Consider the following 12,662-nt stretch of genomic DNA (forward strand, 5'->3'; position numbering starts at 1 on the left):
CGCAACGCCATCATCGGTAGGATGGCCTCATCCTGGAACAACGCCATAAACTTTGCGAGGCAACCAAGGCCAAACGTCCAGGGTGTTGGTCGGTCCGACATGTAATTGGGAAACCGAGCAACTCCGCCAGATCAGGATACGCTTGAATTTCGCAATGTAGTGGCTGACCTTCGGCAAGGTGTTCCGTTGCCCAACGAAGGCGTAGGCTATGCTTATTCGAGCCATTTTCTAGAGCATCTCGATCCGTTTAATGAGTGCGAGGATTTTCTTACCGAATGTCGCCGTGTTCTCCGGCGCGGTCCTGTGCTGCGTATAGCGGTTCCAGACTTCGATAAGATTGCACGATTCTATCTTGATGATCCAAAATCATTTTATGCCGAATGCGACTTTGAGAAGCCGTGGTTCTCGCGCGTGAAGACCTGGAACCGCCGCCTAGGAATATCGGTTATGTTCGATCATAAGATGATCTATGATTTAGTTTCGCTCGAAGAGGTTCTTGGAAAAGCAGGTTTCGTCGACTCGGTGGAGGTAGGTACTGATCTTGTAGGTCATTTCCCGTCGAATATCGCTGCCGAAATCGTGCCAACGCACCTGAGCCATACTCTGATCGTAGACGTTCGCACGCCTTCTCGGCCGCGGGTCGCCAAAACACTTTCGTCCGCATTCTTGACCGCTTTTGCCGACTAAGTGCACATGGATAATGTGACCTGCCGGGTTTTTCGGGCCATGGATTACTGGACTCTAGCGCCCTCGTTGGTTGATTGAATCAGTGTCGCCTTGAATTCGCGTGGTGTCATGTCATGGAGGCTGGAATGCGACCGAATGGCATTGTAGTGGGAGCGCCTGTATAGCTCCGATTTCGATGGACACGGTATTAAGTGATACTAGACGTGTACGGAAGGAGATTAGAGATGGGTAAGAAACCGGCGTTAACCCCCGACCAGCGTGCGGCGCTAGTGCTGCGGATGCTGAGCAAAGAAGAGCCGGCCGCGCAGATCGCGCCGCGTGCCGGGATCTCGGAGCAGACCTTGTACCGTTGGCGTGAGGAGTTCTTCAGCGCGAGGAAGCTGGCGCTGGCCGGACGTGGCGCAGAGCACGACCAGGTCAAGGAGATCGGCCGGCTGAAGTCGGCGGTGGCCCAGGGAGCGGACGGTGACCACACTATTCATCAGCCACAGTAGCAAGGACAAGGCCTGGGCTCAGCGCGTGCATCAGGCGCTGTCCGACGCCGGTTATCAGTGCCTGTTTCTGGACTCGCACCCCGACGACGGCATCCACGCCGGCGCCGACTGGGAGCGCATGCTCTACCAACGTCTACGCCAGAGCCGTGGAGTGATCGTGCTCTGTACCGCCAACTGGCTCAGCTCCCCCTGGTGTGTTGCCGAGGCGATAATGGCTCGGGGGCGCAAGCGGCGCGTCTTCCTGGTCGCCGCGGATGACATCGTTGACAGGCGCCAAGCGAAGGGTGATCAAGAAGGGGCCCCGACGATCCCAGAATTTCTGACGGACAGGCAGTTCGTCAGTCTCGCCGGACTCACAGAGAAGGAGGCCGTCCAGCGACTGCTGCAAGGGCTGGAAAGGGAGGGCCTGAAGAAGCAAGACTTCAAGCTGCCCGAGCGACCCTACCCCGGCCTGGCGCCCTTCCAGGAGACGGACGCCGCCGTCTTCTTCGGCCGCGATGATGACACCGACCACGTTATTGATCGACTGCACCGCCGCCGCAAGGGCGACGCCAAAGGATTTGTGCTTCTCCTTGGAGCTTCGGGCTGCGGCAAGTCGTCTCTGGTGCGCGCCGGCGTGATCCCGCAGCTGCGCCGCGCAGGCAAGGACGAGGCGGCTGGTCCACGCTGGATCGTTGCTCCCCCAGTTCTCGCCGGCCGAGGGATCGAAGGGCTTGCCCTCGCGTTCGCGGACGCCTTCCGGCGTGCCGAGAAGCCGCGAGCATTGCAAGACGTTCGCGGACGAATGACCAGCTCCGGCGATCTGCGGCTGCTCGCAGGCGAACTACTCGACGCCCACCACGCAGCGAACGGCAGCGTCCTGCTCGTCCTGGACCAGCTCGAGGAGGTTTTGGACACCCCAGAGGAATCCCATGTTCGAGCGGCCCTGGCGCTGCTGCTGGAGGCAAGCGCTGACTTCGGCAGCCCCCTCGTTGTCCTGGCCACCATGCGGTCAGACTTCCTTAACGCGTTCCAGCTCTTCGAAGGAGCGGCGGACCGCTACGAGGCGGTCACACTCGATCCGATGCGCCGCGACCACTTCGGGCAAGTGATTGAGGGCCCGGCCGAGCGTTTCGGCCTCGACCTCGATCCCGGACTTGCTACGCGCATGGTGCAGGACACCGCCTACAGCGACGCCCTACCGCTGCTCGCCTTCACCGTGCGGAAACTTTATGGGCAATGCAAAAGGCAGGGCCGGCTGACCTTAGCCGCCTATCAGGCGCTCGGCGGTGTCTCCGGCGCCATCGAGCACGCTGCGGACAGCATCCTGTATGAGACGGGATACAAAGACTTGACACAATCGGATCCTAGGATGCGCGACCTGCGACGGGCCTTCTACAGCTTGGCCCAGGTGGGCGAGGAAGGCCGGTTCACCCGCCGCATCGCCCGCTGGTCGCGTATGCCCGCCTCCTGCGACACCATTCTAAATCGCTTAGTCAACGAGCGATTGCTGGTGTCGAGCAGCGCCAGTGGCGAACCGATCCTCAGCGTCGCCCACGAGGCCCTGTTCCGCGTCTGGAATACGCTCCATTGTTGGCTGCTGCAGGACCGCAGTGCTCTCAGTCTGCGCGCCCAGATAGAAGAGGCCGCTACCGCGTGGAGCGTGGAACCGCGGCCGGAGATCCACGCTCAGCTTCTCTGGCCGGAGGAGCGCATCCTGGACTCCGTGAGCAAGATCGCTCGCAGCGGCGTGTCGTTAGAGGACGTGGCAGACCCTAAGCTTGTGCGCGCCTTTGCAGGCCCCACCGATCCAGATATCCTGACGCAGTTGCCGGCCCTGAGTACGGGTCAGGATAGCGAGCGAGGCAGCGGCCCCTTCGGAGATGCCTGGCACCTACCACTCAGCCATGCGGCCCGATCCAGCGTTGGCGTGCGCCTAGCAATTCTCGACGACCACCGCCCCGGGGTCGGTCTGCGTCCTGACGGTTTGCCCGACATCGATTGGTGTCGAATCGACGGAGGGGAGGTGACCATCGAGATCCGCGTTAATCCGGATGATCCCAACTCGGAAGTCGCCGATACGGTAACGCAAGCCGTCAACCCATTCTGGATAGCCCGTTACCCGGTGACGATCACGCAATTCCAGACTTTTGTCGTGGAGTGCTTTCGGAAAGGCGACGATCAGACGTGTAAGTGGCATCTACCAGATGGGGTTCCTATCAGCTTGCTGAAAAACAATCCGCCGCCCAAGCACCGAGCGCGCTACGGCAACCACCCGGCGGACATGGTCAACTGGTGGGATGCCATGGCCTTCTGCCAATGGCTAAGCATACGCATCGGATACGATGTACGGCTCCCGACCGAATACGAGTGGCAATGCGCGGCGATCGGTGCAAACACTCGACGGGGCAAGCCCGAGAAAATCTATCCGTGGGGCACGGATTGTGACCAGCAATGCGAGCCCTGGCGCGCCAATACCACCGACAGCGAACTCCACCGCTCGACGGCAGTCGGGCTTTATCCCCTCGGGGCCTCCACCGCCGGCGTGTTCGACATGGCTGGAACGGTCTGGGAATGGTGTCTGAATGCCTTCGAAGACCCCGATGACAACAGTTTACCAGGTGGCGACCAGGACCGTCGGGTGCTCCGCGGTGGATCCTGGGGCAACTATCTGGCCTTCGCGTGCCCCACCTACCGCTATGGGCGTTACACGGACTTGCGTCGCTTTAGCTTCGTGGGGTTTCGGGTTATGTGCTCGACCCCATGTTTGGGCACTAAACTCTGAGAGCCGCGCGGTTTCTGCACGTGGGAGCACATGTAGGCTTGTCATTATTCTGCACCAGGCGACGCTAATCCCGCCGTTGACACCGTCGTGATTGCCGGGGATACAGCCCCTGTAAAAATGATCGATTGGTTGACTAAACAGCCAAACGTGCGACATCCTGTCCGCATAATCTATGCGTTCGCTCGTTAGATTGCAGGGTTGCACTGGGGAATCTTCTGTACGCCCGCAGAAGCGAGTAACGCACGACCGCGAGTGCTCAATCGGCATCAAATGTTTGTTTTTTGCTTGCCGAAACCGAACGCTGGCATCGCCGTCATTGATCACCACTTGACAATCTGTAGTTGATCGTATTACCTGGATCAAGCCAACGCATGACCTCAGATCATCGCACGAGGATAAGAGTCAAGATGTGCAGGTCGTTGTGTCAGGGTCTCTTGCACAGTTTGTTGACGGCTTAATCGCGTTCTAATCCGCAGGTACCGGCACTGCGTCAGATCTACCGCGAACGTCCATATACGGACTCCTCCTCGTTTGCAAGCAAGCTGATCGTATAGTGCTGAGGTACGACTGCTAACGTATATCCGGTCTCTCACGCCTGTCAGCATGTGACCTTGATGGACATTCGCCCGCCAGCTCCCAATTGCTTTCTCGTGCTGTGATGCACCCGGACATTCACGGGTTCTGCCGACGCCGGTAATTAGTCCGCCAGTTTCCTTTGGTAATGACATGACGTGGTCCAATAGGCTGGTACACCCCAGTTAAGTAAGATTGACTTAACTGAGGATGAGAAACAACGACGACCCGAAAGAAGTACTCGAAAGAATTCAAGTTGGATGCGGTGAGCCTGGTTCTGGACCAGGGGCATACCCGGAGAGAGGCGGCGAGAAGTCTGGACATCAACGAACAGATGCTGGGTCGGTGGGTGAAAGAACACCGAGAATCTGAAGATGGCCGGGCCTTCCGTGGCAATGGCAAGCTGACGCCGGAGCAAGGTAAGCGCCTAGCGATCCCCAGTGTTGATCACCGCGTCACGGTGTTTTAGGGGATCACGTTCCACGGCAGCAGTGCCTCGAAGGCCTCGACGGTAGTGGCCCTGGGGAGTTCGGCAAAGACGTGGCGCAGGTAGGTGTAGGGCTCGAGGCCGTTGGCTTTGGCGGTCTCGATGAGGGCGTAGAGGTTGGCGCTGGCGTTGGCGCCTTTGGGGGTGTTGGAGAAGAGCCAGTTTTTGCCGATGACGAAGGGGCGGATGGCGTTCTCGCAGCGGTTGTTGTCGGTGGCGAGGCGGCCGTCTTCAAGATAGCGGATGAGGCCGGGCCATTGGTGGGCGAGGTAGCCGAGGGCCGTGCCGGTGGCGGACTTCTCGGGTACTTGGGGCAAGGATTTGTCCAGCCAGGCTTTGAGTTCATGGATGACGGGCCGGGCTTCGGCCTGGTGGGCGGCATGGCGGTCCTCAGGCGAGGCATCCTTCCATGCGCGCTCGATACAATAGAGTTTCTGGATGAAGGCGAGTCCTTGGTGAGCCTTGCCGGTGCGGGCCTTGGCGCCCTTGCCCTGGGCGCGGATAGCCTCGTCGAATTTCCGCCGCGCATGGGCGAAGCAGCCGACGGCGGTGATGCCGGGGACGCGGGCCACGGCGCGATAAACCGCGTAGCCATCGGTCTGTAGATAGCCCTGGTAATCGGCCAGCACGCGCTGGGGCACGGCGCTGCTGCGTGAGGGATCGTAATCGTAGAGGATGACGGGCCGGCCCGGTGGCCCGCCCCGCTGTACCCAGAGGTAAGATTGGGATTGGGCGCTCCGGCCGGGCTCCTTGAGCACTTGTACGGTGGTCTCATCCATCTGCAGGACATCGTAGCCCAACAGGGTGTCCCGCAGCAGGTTGATGAGGGGCTGGACGAGGGCCCCGCAGGCCACCATCCAGTAAGCCAGAGTGGTCCGTGACAGCTCGATGCCGGCCCGTCCCAGGAGCGCGTGCTGGCGATAGAGCGGCAGGGCATCCACGTATTTGGCGGTGGCCACGTAGGCCAGCAGGCCGGGGCTGGCCAGGGACTTCGGGATGGGCTGGGGCGGCATCGCTGCCTGGGCCACGCCCCCCGCTTGGCACTGCGGACAGGCGTAGCGGGGGCGGACGTGGCGCAGGACCTGGATCTTGGCGGGGATGATGTCGAGCTGCTCGCTGACATCCTCGCCGATGGGGACCATCTCACCGCAACCACAGGGGCACTGTTTTTCCGCGTCCGGCACATCGTGGACGATGTCCACCCGCGGGAGCGCATCAGGCAAGCGTTGACGACCGGGCTTCTTACGGGCATGGGCCGGCACCGTGACGGCCTCATCGGCCGGTGCCTCGGGGGCTGGCCCCAAGTGACGCCCCAGCTCAGTAAGGGTCGCCTTACTCCCCGTGAGAAGCCCTTCCACGACCCTCACGACGGCCCTCACCCGGGCGCTTCAGGTTCACCTCCCTTGCCGGAGTGGCCCCACCAATCGGCGCCGAATGTCGCTTCCGGCCTTGCGACTGCCTGTCTCCCCGCATCCGTCTCGACACCGGCTGCTATCAGCCGAGCATTCAAGATAAAAAGCGACTCAACTGTGATACGGCGCACACATGCTTTACCGCGTACGCCTGGCCAACCTTCTGGATGTCCAGGATGTGCTGCACGGAGTCCATGACCTGCACGTGCTCCGGGTCGATGTCTGACAGGTTCAGAGCGTCCAGTCCAGACTGGCTTACGTCCGGATCATAACGAACATATGTGAACAGTTTCTGACCCGTCCAGTTCGGTAACCCCTTCTCGGGTGCCACCATATCCCCGATTTCGCGGTCTAGGACCGGACCGAACCGACATTCGCCCAGCATTCGGCACGCCATGTCCCAGCCCGCGCTGGCCGCATTCATAAGTGCCGAAGGAATGTTCTTCGCGTGGTCGAGCAGCCAGAGATCACGCGCCTGCAGATCAGGACGCGCCTTGGCGGCGGCGCCGGTTCCTACAGAGACCACCAGAAGCCGGTCCGTACCCATCGGCCAATCGACCTTGTAGGGAGCGGCGGTCGCCATCTGGAAGGCTAGGAATGCCGGATTGTTGTAGCTCGTCACGCCTCCGTCAACGAAGATGAACGGGTACTCCTGGTTGGTTCCGGGAGCGAAGGTCACGACTTCCGGGGGGAAAAAGGTTGGGGCGGCCGTACTCGCCCGCACCAGCTGCCAGAGGGGCAGGTCCAAATTGCAGTCCAGGCGCTGGCGCTGGTTGTACATGGCCCGAGGATTGTTGGAGACTGGCCACGGAGAGTCAGTCGTGTGATTCCGCAGAACCATCATGAGCAGAGTGCGCAGACCTGGGTCGCCCAGGGTGGCGGGCAGCGTGTCGCTCGCGTAGCCGAGGGCTTTGTTGAGCTCTGCGCGCAGCATCCTGGCAAGTGGCTCATCGTTGTAGCTGTAGCGCAGCCGATTGAAGAGAGACGCCTTATCAAACATCTGCTGCCCGCTGCTCACGTAGAAGGTGCGGATCTGATCCATTGACATTCCAGTGGAGACGCAGGTCGCAATCACTGCTCCTGTGCTGGTACCGCATACAAAGTCGAACCAGTCCGACAGAACCAAGTCCGCCTTGTCGAGTTGGGCGCGCAGATCCGATTCCAGTTTCGCGAGGATCTCCACGCTGATGAGCCCCAGGATACCGCCGCCGTCACAGGCGAGGATCTTTTTGGGACCATCGGATTCCAAACAGCTTTTCACATGCTCATTCATAACCGGGGCTTCCGGAAACTGCGTGGGTCAAAGTAACCGAATCTCTCATTTAAGGGTGAACGTCTCGGGGGGGCCGTGGCTACCTCTGCCGACCATCGACTTCTAAGACGCCGCGTGCCCACGATCCCTTGGCACGCTTCCGCACCTGATCACAACTTCCGGGCATCGATCCAAGTCACCTCCCCCGTACGCTCCTTGACCTCGTTGTACAAATGCTCCGTGCCCCCCGGCTCGTCGCCTCCAGCGCCGTTCCAGAGACAAATGAAATGCAGCCTGTCCAGCCCCCAGGCCAGCGCTGTATAGAGGAGCCAGAGGTTGCAGCGCTCGTAGGGGTAGCCCTTTCCTACGCCTTTCGGAATCTCGCCGAGTGCCTCGGGCGCGGCGCGGATGGCTGCCGCGAGGTGCTTCCTGGCTTCCAGGTAACGGCCGCGCCACGTTTCGCCGCCACGCACCACGGATTTCTGAATGAACTCCGGCTCCCGGAACGGCTGAAGCCAGTGCACCTTTGTACCGCGCGCTTGGCAAGCCTCGGTAAAGAGCAGGTCGCCTCCGCAGGCGCCCTGGGTCAATGCCAGATCCGCAGGGCCGGCCCCATGTGCGTCCAGAGCCTCGGCGATGCGTTGCGCTGCGGCGGGCCCCTTCTCGGGCGAAAAACGCGGCTCCAGGCGATCCGGGGCGTCGATCATGTGCCCGCTGAACAAGAATACCCGCCGGGGTGTCCACTCGGAGTTCGGCTTGGTGAGGCGTTCCATTGCGCGCTCGAAAGCAGCCCGGCCGGCCTCAACAGCAGCGGGGCGAAAGCCAAGATCAACCAGGAGCTCCAGCTGCGAGCGGCTGGAGTCCAAGGCGAACCAGTCCTTGTCGTTGCGCGCGATCGCCTCTTTGTAAGCCGCAGTAACCTTCTCCGGGGTCCCTATCAGCACCTCGAGATCCCCAAGGGTTGCCAGTGCCCAGAAATGCTTGTGCTCGTCCGGCTCGTTCATCGCGGCGAAGCGCACCGCCCCGGCCAGCGCGCTCATCTCCGGCGCGTACCGTGCATCGCCGGTGAGGTCCCGGTACAGGTGCATGAGCGTGAGCGCATTAATGCCCGAGTAGTAGTGGCGGGGATCGGCGCGAAAGCCCTGGGTGTAGCTGTAAATGGCCGCGCGCAGCAGCGCATCCTCGTAGGCGGCGTCGCCGCGCATCTCCTCCTCCGTGCGGCCGTGCTGGCGCCAGACCCTGGTCCAGGTATCCTTGTCTACCCGTCCCAACAGGGCCCAAAACTCCACGTGCTCCGGGTGTTTCGCCAAAGCGCCTCGGTAGTGGGCGCGCGCGCGTTCCGGCGAGTGACCATGTGCACCAGCCAATGCGAGCCGCTGGAGGCACATGCCCTGCTCCTCCAGCCCCGTTAGGTTATCCGGCTCGATCTTCAACCCGCGCTCGAGCTGCTCAAGAGCAAAGTCGAAGTGACTAACTTTGCGCAGCGCCTGCCCGGCGCGGATCCAGGCTTCGGCACGGAATGCGGCGACCGGCGCCTCGTCCGCCAGCACGAGAATGTCCCCCACGCAGCGGTACTTACAGGCCAACTCCACCCGGAGCTCCCAGTCGTCATAGCGCTCCCAGAAGTCGCGCGCGTCGCCGATCCGCAAAGTCTTCCAGTCGGGCTCCTGCAGATGTGGCAGCAAATGATAGACCGGGCTCTGCTTGCGGCCGTGCCAGGACTCGAGAGTCTTCTCGACCATACCCTTGAGCTTTGCCTTGTCCTCCTCAACCGTCACCGGGTCCGGCGCGCCGTCCTTGAGCCCGTAGCGCAGCTTGCGGTCGGTGTAGACGTCGAAAGCCGTAGGGATCGCCCCACTGGAGATCAGCACCACGCCGCGGGCGCGCAGGCCGTGCCGCACCCCCAGCTCGTACCAGACATTGGGGTTGTCCGCGCTGAGGTCCGCGACCACCAGGTCCGCGATCAGCAGTTCCTGGAACATGTCCGCGCGGATGTCGCCAGCCCGCTGTTCCTGGTCGGCGCGGAAAACCTCAAGGCCCGCGGCCTCGAGGGCAGGCCGGATAAGCTCCTTGTAGACGCGGTTGAAATCGACCTCGGCACCCTGCCGGTTCGTTTTCATGCCGAAAGGCATTGCGATGAATGCGTGCAGCTTCATGGTCATCTTCCCTGCAGGGCTATGCCCCCTCGCCTCCAGTTGGCAAAGCTACGGGGCCTTCGCCCATGCGTTCTGTGAGAGGCTCGGTTCAGGGCGGGTCGTAGTCACGGTGAGCGGTCGCCGGGCAATGGAGCATTGCCTCAACCCCTGACTGACGGCTCCTTCAACAGCCGCTCGGCGAGCTCGATGCAGACGCCGACGCCGGATGAAGTGAAGCTAATATCGAGGCGCTGCATATTTTTGCGCAGACCGAAGGGCTCGTGCACTCCCGGGCCTATAACCGCAGGGAGGGGCTTGACGGTGAAAGCGTTCCAAGTGTCTTTATAGAGGACGTGCAGCCCCCACGGAAGGTGCTGGCGGTGGGCCACCGGCAGCGACCTGTCGAAGACGCACCTTGCCCGAGCGTAGGGCTCGGTTTTCTCATCGAGGGGGATACCCGAGGACTTCGCGGTAAAGAGGACTTGCTGAGTAAACCGGGAGGCCTGCTCGGTCTCGGCGGCCTCGGACGTGATATTTGCGTCGCGTCTACCGATGACGAAGTAGGGGGAGGCCACGGCATCGCTAACTGTGATCATGCCCTTCTCGACGTTTGCAAAGGATACCGACAGTACCGCCGCCTGGATTACCAGCAGCGTGCTGGTTATGGGATTCCATTTCCGCATTTCTCCTCCCTCCACCTTGCTCCCTCCAGGAGCTCCTATGCGCCTTCGCGATCGTGTTCGCGGGCTGAGCACTACATTCCCCTTCCTGGATCTCCAAATCGCATAATGATCAATTCTGCTATGTCTGACACCATCCCACAAGGCTAGAGGCAGGCTACGCATGGCTGTCGGCGATGGAAAGCATGGGTCTTGGACTTCACACTAAGCCGCAATCTCCCGGAATGAGGACCCTCGGATTAAGGGTGAGTTTCTGCACGGCGGAGCTCTTCCTCTACCAGCAGGGGCGTGGAAACCACCACCCCCGCAGGAGAGGCCATGTTCCAGATGCTGGGAGTGTTCGCCTAGTTCGAGCGCGCGATGATCCAGGACAGGGTCAGGGCAGGCCTGGAGCGCGCTAAGAACCAGGGCAAGCAGTTGAGCCGGCCCAACGTCCAGCCCCAGGTCGAGGAGGCCATACGTGTCGCCAGGGTCGAGGGCAAGGGGATTCTGAAGATCGCCCGGGAGCTTGGGGTTGGCGTCAGCGTCGTCCAGAGGATGGTAGCGGAGTAGCCGATGAGGCCCGCTCAGGACATACTGTATGTATATACGACTTCTGGACCCATCCATGCAGTTTCGTGTTCATCCCCTTCGCTATCGAGGCCGCCGTCGGCGCTGGCGCGACGTGACGAACTCCGAGCCCTTCGTCGGTGTGCTTCTCACCCACGTTCAGTCATCGAAGGCTGGAGTGCCTGTCCGAGTCGCGACCTTGAAGAACCCTCTCGCATCCGCCGGCGATGCGCTGCTCCCCCCGCTTTACGAGCCCGTCCAGGTGCCTGTCGGCCCAACCTCCCTGCGGATGCGGGGTATTGAGCACGCAAACGGAACCGCCATCCTCCAGGAGTGGTTCTGCGAGGAGGATGAGCCAACGACGTCTCCTGCGCCTTAGATCGACCTTCGACGCCAGCGCACGCCTTCATAGGAAGCCGGGTCGTAAATAGTTGCGCTTATGGGAAAAGCGTGACCTAACGCGGGGCTGACTCGCGGAAGTGTGCGAACGTCGGTACTAGCGCAACGTCATGCCTTTCAATCAATCTCGTGTCGGATGGTGTGCTCGACCGTACGGTGTCCGATCACCACGTTCCCAGCCAGCAGAACTACGTTCCTTTTGTTCTGCTCCCCATCTTCATCCTTGAAGGTCAGCTCTTCGCCCTTATTTCGGATATTACTAAATGCGTTCGTGCCCGGGTCGTACATTGCATCGCCTTTTAGGGTCAGGATCCCATTCGTCCGTCCTGCTCCGCTCTTATCCGATGCGTTGTACGTAATTTGAAAATCCACATACAGCGCCCGCGGATCCTCGGTGACGAAAGACGCGGTCTGTAGCGTTGGATCACCTTCAATGGCGAATCCATTTCGCTCCAGCATATTGTCGACAGACTCCCTTGTTTCAACGAGAAACTGATGAACTAGGGCCTCGTGATTCAATTGCGCTGGTTCTGTGATTTTCTCCAGCAGATCGTTCAATGATGGATAAATTGTTAGTTCATTTTCTCCCATATCCGATCCTGCGCGAAGATTCGGCGCAAGCCCACTGTGGTAGTTCCGTCCCGAGTAAAATCCCTTGTCCGCCGTAACTAATGCGACATGATCTCTCTCTAACAATTCTAAACAGTCCGCCCATACAACACTATCCTTAAATTGCTGGTCCTTCGGACCGTTCGGTGGCTCACCGGCAATGACTGCCGACAGAGCGCGCTCCGCGCTTTGTAATGTAAATGGCACGTCCGCCAACTTGACTCCGAGATCATCGAATAGCGCATTGACTTTGTCGTCGATCTCATCAGGCGTTGGAAGCACGACTTCTTTTAGTCTCCCAAAAACCGATAATAACGTTGTATGGTTCTTATCGATATTGCCACGCGCCTCATTGAGGGACTTGCGCAAGTTAAATATCACCTCACGCTTAATGACTTCAGGAAGGGCGATCACTGCGCCTTTTTGATTAGCAAAGTACTTCAGTGCCGCACCCCGGGCCGAGCTCAAGCCAAGTTCCGCATACCAAATGTTTGTGTCGAGGACGATATACATTTTGTACTTTGGCACTAAATCCTATTGCAAAAACAATTCGATAGTAGGCCACATGTGTCGTATGAGCCCCCGTCCGATTCGCCGCGTATTGAGCCGTCCGGTAAGGAA

9 protein-coding genes and 1 pseudogene are annotated in these 12,662 nt (G+C 60.4%); 5 read left to right on the plus strand and 5 right to left on the minus strand.

Annotated features, from left to right (window positions below; translation table 11 throughout):
- The first annotated feature begins 105 nt into the window (after nucleotides 1–105).
- The 4 genes and pseudogenes from U5S82_07355 to U5S82_07370 all read left to right on the plus strand — a co-directional run bounded on the left by U5S82_07355 (nucleotide 106) and on the right by U5S82_07370 (nucleotide 4,936).
- Nucleotides 106–687 (plus strand): methyltransferase domain-containing protein, encoded by a 582-nt coding sequence (locus tag U5S82_07355; GenBank protein ID MDZ7751465.1) that lies wholly within the window; start codon nucleotides 106–108, stop codon nucleotides 685–687.
- 224 nt (nucleotides 688–911) lie between these two features.
- Nucleotides 912–1,181 carry a helix-turn-helix domain-containing protein gene (locus tag U5S82_07360; GenBank protein ID MDZ7751466.1) on the plus strand — a complete coding sequence of 90 codons (270 nt, stop codon included), beginning with the start codon at nucleotides 912–914 and terminating at the stop codon, nucleotides 1,179–1,181.
- A complete protein-coding gene (locus U5S82_07365) occupies nucleotides 1,153–3,945 on the plus strand; it encodes an SUMF1/EgtB/PvdO family nonheme iron enzyme (GenBank protein MDZ7751467.1) in 2,793 nt (930 codons plus the stop codon). The genes U5S82_07360 and U5S82_07365 overlap by 29 nt, the downstream gene beginning before the upstream one ends.
- A 799-nt stretch (nucleotides 3,946–4,744) precedes the next feature.
- Nucleotides 4,745–4,936: pseudogene (locus tag U5S82_07370) on the plus strand (transposase).
- 47 nt (nucleotides 4,937–4,983) lie between these two features.
- Here the strand turns inward: U5S82_07370 and U5S82_07375 are convergent.
- The 4 genes from U5S82_07375 to U5S82_07390 all read right to left on the minus strand — a co-directional run bounded on the left by U5S82_07375 (nucleotide 4,984) and on the right by U5S82_07390 (nucleotide 10,502).
- Nucleotides 4,984–6,372 (minus strand): IS66 family transposase, encoded by a 1,389-nt coding sequence (locus tag U5S82_07375; GenBank protein MDZ7751468.1) that lies wholly within the window; start codon nucleotides 6,370–6,372, stop codon nucleotides 4,984–4,986.
- A 139-nt stretch (nucleotides 6,373–6,511) separates the two neighbouring features.
- Entirely contained in the window at nucleotides 6,512–7,690 is a 1,179-nt protein-coding gene (locus U5S82_07380) for a patatin-like phospholipase family protein (GenBank protein ID MDZ7751469.1), read from the minus strand.
- A 149-nt stretch (nucleotides 7,691–7,839) separates the two neighbouring features.
- Nucleotides 7,840–9,825 (minus strand): TRAFs-binding domain-containing protein, encoded by a 1,986-nt coding sequence (locus tag U5S82_07385; GenBank protein MDZ7751470.1) that lies wholly within the window; start codon nucleotides 9,823–9,825, stop codon nucleotides 7,840–7,842.
- A gap of 140 nt (nucleotides 9,826–9,965) precedes the next feature.
- On the minus strand, nucleotides 9,966–10,502 hold the full coding sequence (locus tag U5S82_07390; GenBank protein ID MDZ7751471.1) for a hypothetical protein: 537 nt from the start codon (nucleotides 10,500–10,502) through the stop codon (nucleotides 9,966–9,968).
- 342 nt (nucleotides 10,503–10,844) lie between these two features.
- On the opposite strand from U5S82_07390, the gene U5S82_07395 reads away from it, so the two are divergent.
- Complete coding sequence (locus tag U5S82_07395) at nucleotides 10,845–11,036, plus strand: hypothetical protein (GenBank protein MDZ7751472.1); 192 nt, start codon at nucleotides 10,845–10,847, stop codon at nucleotides 11,034–11,036.
- A gap of 513 nt (nucleotides 11,037–11,549) precedes the next feature.
- On the opposite strand, the gene U5S82_07400 is transcribed toward U5S82_07395, so the two are convergent.
- The gene (locus U5S82_07400; protein ID MDZ7751473.1) at nucleotides 11,550–12,554 is read right to left on the minus strand and encodes a PIN domain-containing protein; all 1,005 of its coding nucleotides are present in this window, start codon (nucleotides 12,552–12,554) and stop codon (nucleotides 11,550–11,552) included.
- Nucleotides 12,555–12,662 lie beyond the last annotated feature (108 nt).

The organism is Gammaproteobacteria bacterium, assembly GCA_034522055.1.
Classification (GTDB): domain Bacteria; phylum Pseudomonadota; class Gammaproteobacteria; order JAABTG01; family JAABTG01; genus JAABTG01.

Excerpts from the sequence above, each read along its gene's own strand:
- U5S82_07360 (MDZ7751466.1), top strand. The coding sequence starts at position 912 with ATGGGTAAGAAACCGGCGTTAACCCCCGACCAGCGTGCGGCGCTAGTG.
- U5S82_07380 (MDZ7751469.1), bottom strand. The coding sequence starts at position 7,690 with ATGAATGAGCATGTGAAAAGCTGTTTGGAATCCGATGGTCCCAAAAAG.
- U5S82_07385 (MDZ7751470.1), bottom strand. The coding sequence starts at position 9,825 with ATGAAGCTGCACGCATTCATCGCAATGCCTTTCGGCATGAAAACGAAC.
- U5S82_07395 (MDZ7751472.1), top strand. The coding sequence starts at position 10,845 with ATGATCCAGGACAGGGTCAGGGCAGGCCTGGAGCGCGCTAAGAACCAG.
- U5S82_07400 (MDZ7751473.1), bottom strand. The coding sequence starts at position 12,554 with ATGTATATCGTCCTCGACACAAACATTTGGTATGCGGAACTTGGCTTG.